Source organism: Pedobacter ginsengisoli (assembly GCF_002736205.1).
GTDB lineage: Bacteria > Bacteroidota > Bacteroidia > Sphingobacteriales > Sphingobacteriaceae > Pedobacter > Pedobacter ginsengisoli_A.
In genome coordinates, this window is sequence record NZ_CP024091.1 from 1113438 (window position 1) to 1130689 (window position 17252).

General features: G+C 37.5%; 14 protein-coding genes. 9 read left to right on the forward strand and 5 right to left on the reverse strand.

The features are described 5' to 3' along the window. The first annotated feature begins 3 nt into the window (after window positions 1–3). Entirely contained in the window at window positions 4–1266 is a 1263-nt protein-coding gene (locus tag CPT03_RS04500; protein ID WP_099437724.1) for a polysaccharide lyase 6 family protein, read from the forward strand. 29 nt (window positions 1267–1295) lie between these two features. Here the strand turns inward: CPT03_RS04500 and CPT03_RS04505 are convergent, their stop codons facing one another. The 3 genes from CPT03_RS04505 to CPT03_RS04515 form a co-directional block, all read right to left on the reverse strand. Beyond that, the gene (locus tag CPT03_RS04505) at window positions 1296–2828 is read right to left on the reverse strand and encodes a hypothetical protein (protein WP_245869973.1); all 1533 of its coding nucleotides are present in this window, start codon (window positions 2826–2828) and stop codon (window positions 1296–1298) included. A gap of 184 nt (window positions 2829–3012) precedes the next feature. Further along, on the reverse strand, window positions 3013–3534 hold the full coding sequence (locus CPT03_RS04510; protein ID WP_099437725.1) for a hypothetical protein: 522 nt from the start codon (window positions 3532–3534) through the stop codon (window positions 3013–3015). 42 nt (window positions 3535–3576) lie between these two features. Next, window positions 3577–4365 carry a DUF4382 domain-containing protein gene (locus CPT03_RS04515; protein WP_099437726.1) on the reverse strand — a complete coding sequence of 263 codons (789 nt, stop codon included), beginning with the start codon at window positions 4363–4365 and terminating at the stop codon, window positions 3577–3579. A 263-nt stretch (window positions 4366–4628) separates the two neighbouring features. Here CPT03_RS04515 and CPT03_RS04520 point away from each other — a divergent pair, with 263 nt between their 5' ends. From CPT03_RS04520 to CPT03_RS04540, 5 genes are read left to right on the forward strand one after another with little or no spacing between them, the layout of a single operon-like run. Then, window positions 4629–4904, forward strand: coding sequence for a hypothetical protein (locus tag CPT03_RS04520; protein WP_157766353.1), 276 nt, complete (start codon window positions 4629–4631; stop codon window positions 4902–4904). Window positions 4905–4909: 5 nt separating this feature from the next. Beyond that, complete coding sequence (locus CPT03_RS04525; protein WP_245869974.1) at window positions 4910–5749, forward strand: hypothetical protein; 840 nt, start codon at window positions 4910–4912, stop codon at window positions 5747–5749. 14 nt (window positions 5750–5763) lie between these two features. Beyond that, complete coding sequence (locus CPT03_RS04530; protein WP_099437728.1) at window positions 5764–6438, forward strand: response regulator transcription factor; 675 nt, start codon at window positions 5764–5766, stop codon at window positions 6436–6438. A gap of 2 nt (window positions 6439–6440) precedes the next feature. Further along, on the forward strand, window positions 6441–7766 hold the full coding sequence (locus CPT03_RS04535) for a sensor histidine kinase (RefSeq protein ID WP_099437729.1): 1326 nt from the start codon (window positions 6441–6443) through the stop codon (window positions 7764–7766). A gap of 29 nt (window positions 7767–7795) precedes the next feature. Further along, window positions 7796–8608 carry a sulfurtransferase gene (locus CPT03_RS04540; RefSeq protein WP_099437730.1) on the forward strand — a complete coding sequence of 271 codons (813 nt, stop codon included), beginning with the start codon at window positions 7796–7798 and terminating at the stop codon, window positions 8606–8608. Between the two features lie 16 nt (window positions 8609–8624). Here CPT03_RS04540 and CPT03_RS04545 read toward each other — a convergent pair whose 3' ends face one another. Further along, window positions 8625–8978 (reverse strand): DUF2200 domain-containing protein, encoded by a 354-nt coding sequence (locus tag CPT03_RS04545; protein ID WP_099437731.1) that lies wholly within the window; start codon window positions 8976–8978, stop codon window positions 8625–8627. A 152-nt stretch (window positions 8979–9130) separates the two neighbouring features. Here CPT03_RS04545 and CPT03_RS04550 point away from each other — a divergent pair, with 152 nt between their 5' ends. Together CPT03_RS04550 and CPT03_RS04555 are read left to right on the forward strand one after the other, a co-directional pair. Beyond that, window positions 9131–11365: a PQQ-binding-like beta-propeller repeat protein gene (locus tag CPT03_RS04550; protein WP_099437732.1), complete on the forward strand. Its 2235-nt coding sequence runs from the start codon at window positions 9131–9133 to the stop codon at window positions 11363–11365. A gap of 97 nt (window positions 11366–11462) precedes the next feature. Then, complete coding sequence (locus CPT03_RS04555) at window positions 11463–11990, forward strand: DinB family protein (protein ID WP_099437733.1); 528 nt, start codon at window positions 11463–11465, stop codon at window positions 11988–11990. 12 nt (window positions 11991–12002) lie between these two features. Here the strand turns inward: CPT03_RS04555 and CPT03_RS04560 are convergent, their stop codons facing one another. Further along, window positions 12003–12887, reverse strand: coding sequence for an alpha/beta fold hydrolase (locus CPT03_RS04560; RefSeq protein WP_099437734.1), 885 nt, complete (start codon window positions 12885–12887; stop codon window positions 12003–12005). A 238-nt stretch (window positions 12888–13125) separates the two neighbouring features. Here CPT03_RS04560 and CPT03_RS04565 point away from each other — a divergent pair, with 238 nt between their 5' ends. Continuing rightward, window positions 13126–17250, forward strand: coding sequence for an ATP-binding protein (locus tag CPT03_RS04565; RefSeq protein ID WP_157766354.1), 4125 nt, complete (start codon window positions 13126–13128; stop codon window positions 17248–17250). Window positions 17251–17252 lie beyond the last annotated feature (2 nt).

The following is a 17252-nucleotide window of genomic DNA, read 5'->3' on the forward strand; positions in this document are numbered from 1 at the left end:
ATAATGAACAAGGTCATCCTTATTGCCTTTGTGCTTTTATGTAGCACAAAGGCAGTATTACATGCAAAAGATTATAAAATAAAGAATGCAAATGAACTTAACACACTGAGTTTAAAATCCGGTGATAAGGTAATTATGCTAGGCGAGCTATGGAAAGATCAGCAACTGATTTTTAAAGGTAAAGGGACAAAAGAAAAACCAATTACCCTTGGTGTTGAATTCCCCGGTAAAACTATACTTAGCGGAAATTCAACGCTGGTAATAGATGGTACATGGCTTATTGCCGACGGGCTTTCATTTACAGATGGATTTATTGAACATGGCGACGTGATCCAGTTCAGCCCTAAATCAACGTGGTGCAGGCTAACAAATACTTCAGTTGTTAATTTTAATAACCCAAATGGTAAGGCTGATTACAGATGGGTGTCTCTGAATGGATTTAATAACCGTGTAGATCATTGTATGTTACAAGGCAAGAACCATCAGGGAGTTACGCTGGTAGTATGGCTTACGGATAAGCCGAATTATCATAAAATAGATCATAATTATTTCGGCCCCAGACCTGAGCTCGGGAGAAATGGCGGAGAAACAATAAGGATAGGTACCAGCACCTGGTCTTTTCACGATTCGTATACTATAGTAGAGGATAACATCTTTGACCATTGCGATGGTGAGTTAGAAGCCGTGTCTGTCAAATCATGCAAGAATACCATCCGTAATAACCTGTTTTATGAAACCAGGGCTACTTTAACTTTGCGCCATGGAAATGGATCTGATGTATATGGTAACTATTTTATTGGCAACTTTAGGGAAGGGACCGGAGGTGTGAGGATAATAGGAGAGGACCATAAAGTACACGACAACTATTTCTACGGCTTAACGGGGACGGGTGTAAGTGCTGCAATTTCAGTAATGGCTGGCTTACCTAATCCTGTTTTAACAAGCCATTGGCAAGTTAAAAATGCCATCATAACCAACAATAAAATCGTGGCTTGTAAAGAGCCGTTTGCAGTTGGTGCGGGCTATAATCCTGAAAGGAACCTGCCTGCATTAAATACCACTTTTGCTGATAATGTAATAATACCTGCAAATGCTGCCATAAAATGGTATGATACTACTGTAGTTGTTAAACTTAAGAACAATAAATTCACAAACGGAGCCAGGCTGGATAAGCTTCCAGAGGTATTTACATCAAAATTGGATTCTATTGGACCTGTTTGGCAAAAGCGAAAACACTTTAATTTTGTATTCAAGCCGCATCAATAGTAAGAAAATTATTGAGTGAGGGTAACTTCTTAGTTTTTTCTGGCCTTCAATTGTGCTTCGTATAAGGAGGATGGTTGGAGGCCAGTTTTATCATTGCCCTCCCATTCACCATTTTCTTTACCATCCAACCTACCTTTTAATTGTTTTCCTCGTAAACCAATTACATAGTTTTTTCCTGAAACCCAGGGGTTTTGTACTGCCGCACCCGATGCCTTGCAATTCCATAATACCTGTGTTACACCAGCCCAACCATGGCCGCTACCCCAATTACCACGATCCTGTACGTTGATCTCGCCATCGGTGTCTATATTGTCGTATAATGTTCCGCTTGCCCATCTATGGTGTGGGCCAATATCAGCATGGGTTTTTCTTGATTTACAGTTGTAAAAAACATTAGGCCCGTTAACACGGGCTCCGGTAACATAATCATGACGCCCTTCAGTAGTTTCAAGGTTTATGAAAAGGTTTTGCTGGCCTTCGTTGTTAAAGGAATACCTTCTGCCTCCCGTAATGATAGATTTTGCATCAAAGCATTTTGAACCAGTTACTGTTATGTTTTTAGCTCCCTGCCTAAGACTCACACAAGAGTTCCCAAAATAATAAGCGCTTACATTTCTTACCCAACCATTTTCAATGTGATCAAATTCAACAGCAACCCAGGCATGATCTTCGTCTGTATCACTGATAAATTCTGATTCAAAGCGCATATTCTCTATACCATTTTCAGCTAATCTACCTGCATATGTATATTTAAATACCTCGCCACCGCCATATTTTTTATCCATTGACATAACGATAGGATTATCTATAAAAACTTTGTTGCCCTCAATAGCTGTTATTTGTCGTTCGTAACTAAGATTGTATTCTTTTGCTGTCCATTGTTTTGTTCCTTCTCTGGCAATGATCTGATCCATTTTTAAATCATGAATCCAGTTATCGGTACCTGGTCTGAAAACAATTATACGGTCGCCTTTTTTTAAGGCTTTGGCTGAGGTAATATTAAATGATTTTGCACCTGTAGGTACATAATCGTCTGTGATTTTTACTCTGCTGTTTTTTAACTCTGTAATCTTTCCTTGTCCACTTACTTTAATTAAAGATCGTTGTCCTTTTCCGGTTGCAATGAGTTTTGTATCTTCTCCTTCTCCGCGTAAAACGATGCCACCTGTTTGTATGGATATATTTGCTGCAATAAGATAGCTGCCTTTTTTAAGTAATATGGCACCCCTATAACCATCTTTATCTGGCGCAATAGCTGCAACCTCATCAATGGCCTGCTGAATTACTTTACCCGCATCGCCTTGTAAGGGATTAACAATTTTAACGACTTTTATATTGGGGATTTGTGAGAATCCATGATGGTATCCTACATTACTAAAATCAGGGATGATATTTCCTTTTTCGTCAGGAACGTAGGTAATACTGCTATCCTTGTTTATGGTAAGAAACCTGGAGTTCCACAGTGTATCATTTTTAAAAGAAGTTATAACTGTGTAGATAAACAGGCACAAGCCTATTAGAGTAAGATAAAATACATTTAATATATTTTTGTTTTGGCTCATTTTGTAGATGTTATAAGTGTTTATTGTTAATAGTGGATATGCAATTGAGTAATAATTGAGTGAATTCTACTATCTACATTTAGCAAAATAATCAACCAGATTAGCATTTTTGAGAAATGTTTAACTAAATAAAAAAGGCTTTGAACCATCCGGTTCAAAGCCTTTCAACTAAAAAAATGGAATTCTAATGTCTTCCGTGTCCACGGCCATTGCCATTGCCATGACCTTTACCATGGCCGCGATCGCCTTTCCAGCCTCTGTCATTGTCTTTGTATTTTTTATACTTGTAAGAATCGTGTCTGTCATAACCTCTATCTACGTAACGAACCTCACGACTGTAACGAACCGGTTGAGAATGATATGATCTGTATCTGGCATATCTTACTCTGTGCTCTCTATAATAACGATATGGCTCAGGCGAGTTAATTACAACTTTATATCCATTGTACAAATCATAATCTCTGTACCTTGGTGGTAAGCCCGCAGAGAAAGTCCAGTTTCCATTGCTTAAGTAAATAAACTGTCTGGTAGGAACGTAATAATAACTTTCGATATCAGGCATATAATAATAATCTGCATGATCATAACCTGAAGGCCCCCACGCAGGCTGAGAACCTATGTTTACGCTAAGGCTAACCTGAGCGTTCGACTTGTTTGGCAATAACCCAATTGCCCCAAGTAATGCTAAAAATACTAACTTTTTCATAACCTGATGTTTTATTTGTGTGTTAAAAAATGGTGATGATGATTATTGCAGTGTAACTATACCTATGCTGGTATTCTGTCCAACAGTAACAGCAACATTCGGGATTGTAGTTTCTGCAAAACCCTCAACAGGTAATATTTTTACAGTATAATTTCCTGTGGCTAACCCTCCAACAGTAAACTTACCTGTAATCATATCGGTTACGGTTCCTACAGTATCAGTTCCGTTAATAACCAAAACCTCAGGGTGACTTCCAATTGGTAGCACAGTACCTGAAATTAAACCAGATGTTGCGGCGGTAATACCTCTAACAACAGGTTTTAGTATGTACTTTCCATTTCCTGTTGCAACAATAGATTTTGCTGCATCAAAATCCAGAAGCAGGGTGTAAGTAACTCCAGGTACCAATTCCGGATTTTCAGTAAGTTTTACCTTCCATCCAGAGCTTTGTGCACTAGGTGTTTTTAAGTCCTGTACCTTGCCATCTACAACAATGGTGTTATTGTCGTAAAGTACAAGTCTGATCTCGTTGATCTCGCCAGACGGCATATCACCAGAAGCCACTAAAATATCCGGACTACTTGTTCCGATGCGGAAATCAAGGATATTAAATATTCCATGATCAACTTCAAAAGTATAAGGTTTGCCACCTGAAACCAGAATAACCTGTTTTACGTTTAAATTGATAGCATCAAAATCTCCCGGAGCATCAGTCATCCTGATCTCTACCTTTGTAGTTCCAGATGTCTGAGTGTCCTTTTTGCAACCTGTAAACGCGGTTATTGCAATAACCAAGGCTATCAGAGTTGCATAAATTGTTTTGTTTTTCATAATAGTAGAGTCTTTAGTTTCTCATTTAATAACTCAAAGCTCAATCCTGAACATGAAAACAACATGAAATTCAAAAGATATTTCAATTTTTTTAATTTTTTTTCAAATTTCATCTGAATTTCATGTTGCATAATCAACTTTGAAATAGATATTGAGTGGCGCAGATGAACATGAATATGTTTTAGGAGGGCTGAAAGTTTGTCTCGAAAGAGGCAAACTTTCTTTATATTTACATGATGAGCATTTCAATATATTTTCAAACAATGGTCAGACGCTTACTAACAGTAACTATAGTTATGTTTTTACTTGTTTCGCCTGCAGTATCTAATACTACAGGGGCCTCATTTTTGAAATTTTATTATCAGAAAAAAAAAGGTAAATCTGAACAGGCAGATCGTTCAAAAGGCGACAGACAAAGACCAGATGTGAAGGAGGTGCCAAAATCAAGAAAACAACCAAAACCAGAAGTTGTTAAACCCAAAGGGAGGCCCGATGTTAAACCCATAAAAATAAATCGCCCCAAAATTAAAAAACACTAGCCAGTATGAGAGTACTATCCCTTGGTGTAATTATTTGCTTGTTTAGTATAAAGGTTAGAGCTCAAAATGATACTGACTCAACAAAAACAAAAAAAACTACTATAACTGCAGCTGCTTTATACAGTAATAATGTTAATTACTATGGTCAAACAACAGCTGAAAAGCTGCCCTATGTGTTGGCCAATGTAACTGTAAGGTTGCCTGTTAGCCTTTATTTTTCAGCAGGTTCTTATAAGCTTTTAAATGTAGGGTCGGGTATTTCTGAAACTGATTTGGGCATTGGGTATGATCATGATTTTAGTGAAAGATTTACTGCGGGAATTGGCTATAGCAGGTCTTTTTATCCTAAAAATTCTCCGCTGCTTCAAGCATCAAATGAGAATAATGTGAATCTAACAACTGATTATTATTGGCCATGGTTTAAAAGTTCTTTATCAGTAGATTATGCTTTTGGACAGGAAAGTGATCTTTTTACTGGCCTAACTAACTCGAAACTGATAGAGCTTGGTACGCTATTTAACCAGAAAAATCAAATATCAATAGAGCCATCCATCGAAATAGTAGCAGGTACACAACACTTTTTAAAAACCTATACGGAGCAGAAGAACAAAAAGAATAATGGTAAAGGGAATGGAAACGGTAACGGCAATAGCACCATCACTACTACTTTGCCGGCAACAAGTTTCGAGCTTTTATCGTATAATTTTAAAATACCATTAAGTTATAGCAGAGCAAATTATATGGCCGAAGTTAGCTATCAGTTTTCTGTGTTAGGTGCAAATGCCATTACTGAAGCTAAGCGGCAGCAATCTTTTATTAGCCTTGGTTTTTATTATCAATTTTAATTTCAATTGCAAAAATGAAAGTACTTATAGTTGAAGATGAAAAAACGTTAGCCTACGAAATGGAAACCTTTTTAAAAAAGGCTTTTTATCTGTGCGATCTGGCACATACTGTAGCCCAGGGTTTAGAAAAAATTGAAATGAACAGCTATGATTTTATCCTGTTAGATCTTGGTTTGCCGGATGGTGATGGATTGTCGTTGCTGCCAAAAGCAAAAAAGTATAACCCTGAAGCGGCATATATTATTTTAACGGCCCGTGGTAATCTTGAAGATAGGATAACAGGACTAGATCTTGGAGCTGATGATTATTTAGCAAAACCTTTTTCATTGCTTGAACTTCAATCAAGAATGCAAGCTATTGCCCGTCGTAAATTTAATGTAAAGGAAGAAGCTATTCCTCTGGGAGAGTTTAGTATTGATGTTCAAAAAAGACTTGTGCAATACAAAGATCAGCAGATTGAACTGTCGCGTAAGGAATATGATTTGTTAAGTTATCTGTTTTTACATAAGAATCGGGTTTTAACAAGAATGCAGCTCAGTGAACATATCTGGGGAACTTTTGCCGATGATGATTATGATTCGAATTATATTGATGCTCATATTAAAAACATCAGAAAAAAGTTAAATTCATGTGCGCCTACCGAGTGGCTTGAAACTGTTCGTGGCGTAGGCTATAGAATAAAAAATTAAACGTGAAATTATCTGCCAAACTTATTTACTTCATTACCGGATCTAAACTAGCTGTAGTGCTGTTATTTGTGCTTTCTATGCCTTTTTTAGTTGCAAGGATTGCTTCAGAATATACGAATTACTCCTTAAGAGATCAGCAGAAAAAGGTGATTAATGATGTACATAAAAATGGTATGGAATATTATCTACAAGGTGATGATAGTTACGGGGGTTATACTATGCTTAAACAAGAATATATTGCTCTTGAACCTGCTGCACCCGGGTTACTTATTGATACCATAAAAACTGTAAGACGTATTATTGAACGGGATACATTGAGTTATCGCGTGCTTAGTCATACTTTTAAAATTAAAGATAAAAACTACCTGCTGGAGATAGGAAAAACAGTAGGCAGCATCAATGAATATAATAAGCCCCTGCAACGTATTGCGCTGTATGTGCTAATGGGTTTAATAGCATTAACAATCATAATAGACCTCGTATTTACCAGGGTTTTAATAAGACCGCTTGGGAAAATTATAGAAAGTAAACTGGTAAATCGTAAATTTCCATTTAAGGATCAACGCGAACCTATAAAAACCACCACTCAGGATTTTAAATACCTGGACGAGTCACTGATTAGTTTGATGGATCAGATCAATATAGACTTTGAGAAAGAACGGGAATTTACTGCCAATGCATCACACGAGTTGATGACACCCATAAGTATCCTCCAAAATAAGATGGAAAATCTGCTTGCCGATGATCAGACTACTGAAGATGTTGCATTGCGAATTGTAGGAATGATGAAAACGCTTGATCGGTTAAAGAAAATATCTTCTTCTTTACTGTTCATTTCCAGGATTGAGAATGATCAGTTTGTAAAGCTGGCCTCTGTTAAACTGATTGATTTACTTGCTGATATAAATGAGGAAATTAGTCATAGGCTGGAAGATAAGAGTCTTACACTGAACATTGATGTTAAAAATCAGATTACCCTCAAAAATGTGAATCATGACTTACTTTTTCAACTGTTTTACAATTTAATAAATAATGCAATTAAATATAATGTTGAACAAGGTAGTGTTACTATTACTGAGGCATTTAATAAGCAAGGTGAATATCAGATCTTCATTAAAGATACAGGAATTGGCATTGCCAGCGAGGATATTGACTTTATTTTTGATCGGTTCAGAAAAGCTAATTTATCTGAAAATGTAGGCTACGGGCTAGGGCTTTCGATAGTTAAAAGTATTGCATTATATCATAATATCGATATTAAAGTCGCATCTGCGGTTAAGCAGGGCTCAACTTTTACAATTACTTTTCCAAAGGTAATGTTGAGGTAGATTTCATATATTCACAATTTTAAAAGACTATGAAATTATCATCTATAATACAACCGCAGGAATTACTTTTACTAAGTAAAAATGATTTTATCTTATTTGATGTGAGTGCCGGATCTAAAGCAAGGTATGATGCGCAGCATTTGGATGGCGCTTTTTATTTGGATTTAAATACTGATCTGGCTGATATTAAAGATTTTGCTGTGGGTGGTAGACATCCTTTACCTACTTTTGAACATTTTGCCGAAGTTTTAGCAAAGCATGGAATTACAAAGGATAGCCATATAATTGTTTACGATGATAAAAATGGATCAAATGCTGCTGCCAGATTTTGGTGGATGCTAAAATCAATAGGGCACCAAAAGGTTCAGGTTTTAAATGGAGGATATAATGCGGCAATTGAAGTGGGATATGTCGTGAATTCTGAGGTTCCGTATGCTAAAGCATCAGAGCCTTATCAAATAGCCGAATGGAAATTACCATTGGCAGAAATGGATGAAGTTGAAATTGCGGCTAAAAGCGATAACCACGTAGTAATCGATGTACGTGATGCAAATCGCTATGCGGGTTTAACTGAACCAATTGATTTAATTGCCGGTCATATCCCTGGTGCTATAAATATTCCATTTACTGAGAACCTGGATGCAAACGGAGCTTTTTTAGCTCCGGAAATATTAGAGGAAAAATATTCAAATGCTTTATCTGATTATAAAAATGAAAATGTAATTGTGCACTGTGGTTCTGGTGTAACTGCCTGCCATACACTTTTAGCTATGGATTATGCCGGTTTAGAAATTCCCAAACTGTATGTGGGTAGCTGGAGTGAGTGGAGTAGAAATCATTGAGGAGCTTATTAACCAGTTAACTCCTTAAAATCTTAGCCATTGCTTTTCCTTTAGCCAATTCATCAATCAATTTATCCAGATAACGCACCTTTTGTATTAGTTGGTCTTCAATTTCTTCTACACGATAACCACAGATTACACCGGTAATTTTTGAAACATTTGGATTTATTTGGGGTGCCATGGCAAAAAAGTTTTCAAAATCAGTTTTGTTATCAAGATGATATTGCAAGGTGTGTTTATCATATCCTGTAAGCCAGAATATGATTTCATCAACTTCATCTTTAGTGCGTCCCTTTTTCTCTGCCTTTTGAATGTAATGCGGGTAAACACCTGCAAAAGACATTTTATAAACTCTTGTATTATTATTCATTTTGCAATATAATAATTCTCATTCAACATTAACCGCAGTTCAAAAGCATAGCGTACCTAATGACTAAAGCTTCAATAATGATTTTTTACAGTATATTAGGGAGACACAATTTATATTGAAATCTGATACTATTAAATCAATTGCTATACATTATGAAGCACAATAAGGGAGGCAGGACGGTTTTCTTTGGATTACTCGTTTTTTTAGGTGTATTCCTATCTTATAAAAGTGATAAAATTGAAACTATTTCATCCTTTAAAACAAATTTTGCAAATTATGCTGATACAATTGATAAGTACGGACACTGGAAGGTAACAGGAGGGAGCAAAGGAAATATTAAATATTCAAGTCTGAAACAAATTGATACGCTCAACGTAAATCGTTTACAAGTTGCCTGGATATACCATTCAGAAAGCAATGATAGCGCCAAATTTGGCCCCATTCAGTGTAATCCAATTGTGATTGATGGAGTGATGTATGGCGTATCTCCGAAACTAAAATTATTTGCTATTGATGCCGCAACGGGCAAAAGAAAGTGGTCTTTTAATCCGGCAGACTCCATTGGTAATAAAACCTGGTATCGTAACAGTGTAAATATGAACAGGGGTGTGACTTATTGGGAAGAGGGTAATGACAAGAGGATCATTTACTCCGTTGGACCAATTGTTTTCTCTGTAAATGCAATAAATGGAAAGCTCGTTAATAGCTTTGGGAAATGTGGTGGAGTGGATTTGCGAAAGGGTTTAGGAATTGATGAAAGCAAAGCTTTCGTTGCCCCCACCTCTCCTTTAATGATTTATAAGAATTTATTTTTTTTAAGTGGCTATGTTGGAGAACAAACGCCAGGACATATCAGGGCGTTTGATGTTAAAACCGGGCTGCAAAAATGGATTTTTCATACAATTCCTAAACCGGGAGAACCCGGATATGAAACCTGGGAGGATAAAAAAGCATACAAGGATATGGGCTCAACTAATAGTTGGTCTGGATTTACTTTAGATGAGAAACGAGGAATACTCTTTGCAGGCACAGGTAATCCAACTAATGATTTCTATGGCGGAGATCGTTTAGGAAAGGGGCTTTATGGAAATTGTGTGCTTGCAATAGATGCCTTAAGTGGGAAATTAAAGTGGCATTTTCAAACAGTCCATCACGATGTATGGGACATGGATCTTTCAAGTCCGCCGATATTGACTACTGTTATGCAAAAAGGTAAGAAAATAGATGCGGTTACCCAGACAACAAAAACAGGACTTATTTTTGTTTTTGAAAGAACTACAGGAAAACCACTTTATCCAATTGTTGAAAGAAAAGTATCCACAAACACATCAATCAAAGGAGAGAAGCTTTGGACCACACAGCCTTTTCCTGTCCTGCCTAAACCCTTTGCCAGGCAAATTCTGACAGAAAAAGATCTAAATACACTGGTTAGCGATTCTTCCTATCAGGATATTAAAAAGCGTTTTAAAATGTATCGGTCGGAGGGAATTTACACTCCCCCAACTAAAGAAGGAACCATTATTTTTCCAGGCTATGATGGCGGTGGAGAATGGGGAGGCCCAGCTTTTGATCCAGAGACAAACATACTTTATGTAAACGCTAACGAGATGGCCTGGGTATTAAATCTGGTAGAAAATCAACAACCTAAGTCTGTTGTCAGAACAAATCTGGAAGCGGGGGCAGCATTATACAACAAACACTGCATGGTATGCCATGGCCCTGAACGCTTAGGGGCAGGAGATTATCCATCAATTATTGGTGCAGGAAAGAAATATAACCTGCCGCAATTTATCGAGTTGCTTTCAACAGGAAGAAGAATGATGCCCGGATTTGGTCATATTACAAAAGAAGAGAAAGTAGCCATTGGATCATTTATTCTGGATTTAAAGAATGAGCAGGTAAAGACTTATAATGGACCTTCGGAACTAAAAAACAATTTGCAGAAACCCCCAAAGCCTTCTTATGGCTCAACAGGTTATAATAAATTCCTGACTAAAGAAGGTTATCCTGCTATCAGCCCACCTTGGGGTACCCTTAATGCCATTAATCTGAATACTGGTAAGTATGTGTGGAAAATTCCGCTTGGGGAATTTGAAGAACTAAAGAAAAAAGGAGTGCCACCAACCGGACGGGAAAATTATGGTGGCCCGGTAGTAACTGCTGGAGGATTAATATTTATAGGTGCCACTGCAGATGGCAAATTTAGAGCTATTAATAAAAAAACCGGAAAGATTCTGCTAGAAACTGATTTACCTGCACCGGGTGTTGCCACTCCGGCAGTTTATACTGTAAATGGAAAACAATATGTTGCAATTGCTTGTGGAGGATCAAAGTGGGGTGGGAAATCAAGTGACGTTTATATAGCATTTTCATTGCCTGATAAATAATTGTACGTCCAAATCAGCCCGAGATAATGTCTATTTTAACCTGTTCTTATAAACAGAATTACTTGTAAATTAGTATTGTCATTTAAAATATAAAAATATGAAACTTAAAAGTTTAGTAATTGCACTATGTTTAATAGCAGGCAGTCAATTAGTAAAGGCACAAGTAACAGTAACGGATATGGTAAAAGAATGGGAAAGGTCAAAAGCCTATACTCAGGAATATCTTGATGCTATGCCTGAAAGTGGATATGCCTTAAAACCTACCCCAGAAATGCGATCTTTTGCAGAGCAGGTATTGCATCTGTCAGATGCCAATTATGGTTTTACTTCAGCAGCTACAGGGACTAAAAGTCCGTTTGGTCAGGGTGAATTGGAAAAAACCAGCGATAAATCCAAAGCTAATGTGACCAAATTAGTTCTTGGTAGTTATGATTTTGTGATCGAAAATATCAAAAAGATGACAGAAGCACAGCTGGATGAAACAACCAAATTGTTTGGGAGGTTCGATATGACCAAAAGAATGGCTCTGGCTAAGGCCTTTGAACATCAAGCACACCACAGAGGGCAAACAACAGTTTATCTTCGTTTGGCAGGAGTAAAACCACCACAAGAAAAGCTTTTTTAATAGTCGGATAACTTATTTCTTATCAGCAACAAACTTATTGTTTTCAACATCCTTTAAAAACGCAACAAGGTTTGAAAAATAGTTTTGTTGGTCGTCATATATACTTAAATGACTTCCATCGGGGCACAAATAAGTTCGGCTATTAGGAATAAGTTTTCCTTCCTTCTTTATATCTTCCGGATTTCTTTCTTCGTACATCCCACCAATAACAAGTGTAGGGACCTTTATATTTGGCAACCTGTTCCAGGCGTATAATTTGTTTACTAACAGATCCTGGTATTCGGGAGAATCATGGAGCTTTAACCTGTCTAATGAATCATAAGTTTTTATGTCCTGTTCAGTAAAAGTTTTTTTCTTTAGTTGCCCTGAGTAAGGAGCATAGCTTTTAACCCCAGCAGTCATGCTCGAAAGTATTGCAGCTTTTACATGGTTTTGATACTTCTGTAAATATTCCATTGCCAACACACCACCCCAAAAATGTCCTAGTATGTAAAAGTTATCCAGTTTAAGTCCCTTTCTTACATGTTCTATTTCTTCAACAAAACGTGAGGTGTTTAAAAGCACAGAGTCGGTAGGGATATCCGAATTGCCAGTGCCCAATTGGTCATAATAATAAAATTCAATCCCTTCTTTTGGCAAAAATTCTTCAAAGCACTCAAAGTAGTCCTGGGTAAACCCTGGTTCTCCAGGTAATAGCAATACCTTGATTTTACCTTCGCCAACTTTTTTTGTCCATATGTTGTACTTGCCATCCACCACTATCATCTTTGTATTATCCGTTTTGATTTTCCAGGCAGTATCAATGGAGTTTTCTGTAAACGATTCAGGAAATTTTGATGTTTGATCACAACCCCAAAAGCAGTTTGCAGTTAAAAGGAGTAGTATTGTGGTTTTCATGATACTTAGTTTTTAATGGTCATGAAGCTAGCATGAGCAGACTTAATTGATCTGCTAAAGTTCCGAAGTAAATGGTCTCTTTGTGAGGAATTTTTCAGCCTTTAATGCTATATTTTCAGCTTTTTTATCGGACAAATTGTGCATCAACAGGATAAATTCAGCATTCTTATCTAAAAGTGTAAAATTGTATACTTCTTTCACACAGAAAAAAGAGAAAGCAGGCTATCTTTATAGTCAAATGTCTAAGCCTCAAACTCTTTTAACTTTTCTATTTTTGGTTGTTTCTGTTTTCAGAAGCCCTGTTTCCGCGCAAACAAATTCTGGATTTGAGCTCATCTCAACCACACAAGGACTCTCTCAGGGACTCATTAATGATATGTTGCAAGATAAAGAAGGCTTTATCTGGATAGCAACAAAAGGTGGGCTCAATAGGTATGATGGATACACTTTTAAAACATTCACAACAGATCCGCAGGATGACAATTCAATCAGTAGCAATTCTACCAGCAATTTGCTGGAAGACAGTAAAGGCAGGCTTTGGGTAGGTACCTATGATGGAGGTGTGAATGTGTACAATAAAAAAACAGGGCACTTTTTCCGGATTGTTCAAAAATCCGGTAATTCTTTAGGCCTTTCCAGTAATCGTATCGTATCTGCCATGGCTGAATTGCCTGATGGCAAGATATTGCTTTACCCGGATGGAGGTAGACTTAGCATTATTTCACTGTCAGATGCTGGTAAATTAGCAATAATTACATTGAGGGTCCCAGAAAACCGAACGGTTTTCTCGATAGGGAAAGATGACAAGGGGTTTATTTGGGTCGGTTTTACAGATTATAGTATCTATATTTTTAATCCATCTACCCTCGGTTTATCACCTTTATATGATGGAAAGCATTTTACCAACCTTATCGAAAAAACAGGCAGATTTATCTCAGCAAAATTTAGTCAGGGATTAGATCCCTTTATTATACCACCTATTCGTGAAGAATTAATTGATTCCTTGGGCCAATTGAATGCTAATATGATTGGTAAAGGCAGAAAAGGTGAGTTAATTATTGGTAACCGCTTTCCCCTCAAAATGGGGGCGTCTGGTTGTAATCATTACGATTTCACTGGAATAAAAGTTGGTGATAGCATGAAGGATGTCTACGCCCGCAATTTAAAAACTAATGTTAAGGATCAAAATATTAGGTGTCTGTTGTTAGATCGGTCAGGCGTGTTATGGGTAGGAACAATGGGGCATGGCATTTACAAATTTCGCATTCGGAATAATCGCTTTAATCACATCCTGCCAAGCCTGAGTGTACAGCGGCTAACAATTTGGGATACTGATATGATTTATGTGCAAGGGTGGAGGGATGCAAAATTAATAAACTCAGCAGGAAAGGAGATCATTAATCCAGTTAAACCCTTCATATTTAATGCACATACAAACGTACTGAAAACCAAAAAAGGAGACTATTGGGTATATTGGAATGGCATTGGTAAGCTATTCAGGTATAATGCTGATAGGAAATTGATGGCAACTTACGCTCAACAAGTAAATGTAACACCTACCGAGCAGCTTCAACCTATAATTGAAGACCGCAGTCATCGTGTATGGCTTTGCGGAGCTAATGGTACACTGGCAAGAATTGATCCAAATACGGGCAAACTATTAAAGTTTTCAATAAACATTAAACAATATACCGGCACTTCGGCACTTACCCAAACTACTGCTTTTTACGAAGATACGAAGGGTATTTTCTGGTTAGCTACCGAACATGGTTTTGCCCGACTCCAATTTGCCGGTGATGCTACCGGGCCTAAGATGAAATGGTTTAAAAACATACCTGGAAATGGAAATTCATTAAGCTATAATTACGTGTCATGGTTTATGGATGACCCTGTTAATCCCAATTATCTATGGGTTAGTACCAAAGGTGGTGGCTTAAACCGGATGCAAAAATCAACCGGTAATTTCGTTCATTACACAAGCAAAGAAGGACTACCTAATGATGTAGTGTATGGCACGCTAACCGATAAAGCTGGAAATATTTGGGGAAGTACCAACCGCGGATTATTCTGTATGCTTGCCGCCAAAAAGGAGAATAATGCAGGGGCCGATTTTAGAATATTCAATACCAGCGATGGATTACAGGCTGATGAGTTTAATACCAATGCAATTTGTAAATTAGACAATGGCGATCTTGCATTTGGAGGTGTAAACGGTATTAATATTTTTAATCCGCAGAAAGTTCTTGATGCCAGTTTTACACCCAACGTCTTTATTACCAGCATTCAGATCGGGAATAAAATACTTGTGCCTTATGATCAAACAAAAGTGTTAAAGGAAACCATTGAAAATACAAGATCTATTACACTCAGTTATTTACAAGACGTTGTTACCCTTGAATTTTCATCACTCGATTTTACAGCACCACAGCAGAACAAGTATCGCTACCAACTTGTAGGGATAGATAAGGAGTGGGTTGAGAGTGGCACCCGTCGTTCGGCAACTTATCTGCATTTGCCCGCCGGTAATTATACCTTTAAGGTTCAGGGCAGCAATAGCCAGGGAATATGGAGTACTAAAATAGCTCAATTAAAAATACAGGTGCTGCCCCCATGGTGGTTAAGCTGGTGGGCTTATTTAGCCTATGCTTTAATTGTTGCACTGTCTATCAGAAGGTATCTTAAATTCAATATAAATAAGGCAAAACTGCAATCGCAATTAAACTACGAGCAGTTGGAAGCCAAAAGAATGAAAGAGTTAGACTCTATTAAAACGCAATTATATACCAATATTACTCATGAATTTCGCACACCAATTACCGTTATACTTGGGATGGCCCAGCAGGTAATAGAAAAACCCGGGGAACTTTTCGAGAACCGTATGGATATGATTGTGCGTAATGGTCGCAGTTTGCTGAACCTGGTAAATCAAATGCTGGATCTCTCTAAGCTTGAAACCGGAAAAATGAAGTTACAATTGTCAAATGGTGATGTTATTCATTTTTTACGGTATGTAGTGGAATCCTTTCATTCGTTGGCAGAGAGTCAGCAAAAGCAACTACATTTTCTAACGGATATTGATACACTGTACATGGAGAATGACCTGGAGAAATTAAGACAGATTGTTTCCAATCTGCTCTCGAATGCCATTAAGTTCACTCCCGAAAAAGGAAATATTTATATCAGTGTAGCCGAAAATATGCAAGTAGCCAATATTGGCAGCTCTGCGCTAATTATTAAGGTAAAAGATACAGGTATTGGTATTCCTGCAGATCAATTACAATATGTTTTTGATCGTTTCTATCAGTTAGACAACAGTCATACCCGTAAAATGGAAGGTACTGGTATTGGCCTGGCTCTAACTAAAGAACTGGTTAAGCTTATGGGTGGAGATATTACTGTAAAAAGCCCACCTAAAGGGGCACTCACAGGTAGTGAGTTTACCGTGTCGCTTCCTTTAAAGAAAGTGGATACCATAACTGAAGATGTATTTAATGTTGATAATGATTACCAAATCTCCTCAACCGATCCGGTACCAAGTATTGCCCTACCTGTAATAGTTGATGAAGAAAATCATACAAATGTTCCTTTAATACTATTGGTTGAAGACAATGCCGACGTAGTTGCTTATACCGCATCTTGCCTGTCTGAATATAGGCTGGTTGTAGGCAAAGATGGGGGAGAAGGTTTTGATATTGCTACAGAAATGACTCCCGATTTAATTATTACCGATGTTATGATGCCAATTATGGATGGCTTTGAGCTCACCGCCAAATTACGTTACACCGAAAATACCAGCCATATCCCTATCATTATGCTAACAGCAAAAGCCGATATTGGCAGTAAAATAGATGGCTTGCAGCATGGTGCAGATGTATATCTGGAAAAGCCATTCAATAAAAAGGAATTATTGGTAAGAATAAAAAAGCTTCTGGAAATGCGTAAAAATCTGCAACAGCATTACCTCAGGAAAGCCGGAATACATGTAGGTACGCTGATGGAGTACATGATTATGCCTGATAAAGTACACGGACAAGCAATAGAAGATGGCTTTGTAAAAAGAGTTAGGGAATCTGTAGAGCAAAACTTAACAGATGTAAGTTTTACGGTTGAAAAGTTAAGTAAGCTTGTTTTTATGAGCCACTCGCAGCTGCACCGAAAACTCGATGCACTTACAGGATGTTCTCCTAATAAATTTATTAGGATGATCAGACTTAAAAAAGCAAAAGAATTATTGCAGGATCCTTCAAATAGCATTGCGTCAGTTGCTATGGATTGTGGCTATGAGGATCCTGGCTATTTTGCAAGAGTATTTAAGCAGGAGTACAATGTAACGCCTCAGAAATGGAGGGCTTCATCTCATTGAAA

Bases quoted from the DNA above. Each gene is read 5' to 3' on its own strand.
- CPT03_RS04550 (WP_099437732.1), top strand. From the start codon at position 9,131: ATGAAGCACAATAAGGGAGGCAGGACGGTTTTCTTTGGATTACTCGTT.
- CPT03_RS04545 (WP_099437731.1), bottom strand. From the start codon at position 8,978: ATGAATAATAATACAAGAGTTTATAAAATGTCTTTTGCAGGTGTTTAC.
- CPT03_RS04515 (WP_099437726.1), bottom strand. From the start codon at position 4,365: ATGAAAAACAAAACAATTTATGCAACTCTGATAGCCTTGGTTATTGCA.
- CPT03_RS04525 (WP_245869974.1), top strand. From the start codon at position 4,910: ATGAGAGTACTATCCCTTGGTGTAATTATTTGCTTGTTTAGTATAAAG.
- CPT03_RS04560 (WP_099437734.1), bottom strand. From the start codon at position 12,887: ATGAAAACCACAATACTACTCCTTTTAACTGCAAACTGCTTTTGGGGT.
- CPT03_RS04510 (WP_099437725.1), bottom strand. From the start codon at position 3,534: ATGAAAAAGTTAGTATTTTTAGCATTACTTGGGGCAATTGGGTTATTG.
- CPT03_RS04500 (WP_099437724.1), top strand. From the start codon at position 4: ATGAACAAGGTCATCCTTATTGCCTTTGTGCTTTTATGTAGCACAAAG.
- CPT03_RS04540 (WP_099437730.1), top strand. From the start codon at position 7,796: ATGAAATTATCATCTATAATACAACCGCAGGAATTACTTTTACTAAGT.
- CPT03_RS04505 (WP_245869973.1), bottom strand. From the start codon at position 2,828: ATGAGCCAAAACAAAAATATATTAAATGTATTTTATCTTACTCTAATA.
- CPT03_RS04565 (WP_157766354.1), top strand. From the start codon at position 13,126: ATGTCTAAGCCTCAAACTCTTTTAACTTTTCTATTTTTGGTTGTTTCT.
- CPT03_RS04555 (WP_099437733.1), top strand. From the start codon at position 11,463: ATGAAACTTAAAAGTTTAGTAATTGCACTATGTTTAATAGCAGGCAGT.
- CPT03_RS04530 (WP_099437728.1), top strand. From the start codon at position 5,764: ATGAAAGTACTTATAGTTGAAGATGAAAAAACGTTAGCCTACGAAATG.
- CPT03_RS04520 (WP_157766353.1), top strand. From the start codon at position 4,629: ATGGTCAGACGCTTACTAACAGTAACTATAGTTATGTTTTTACTTGTT.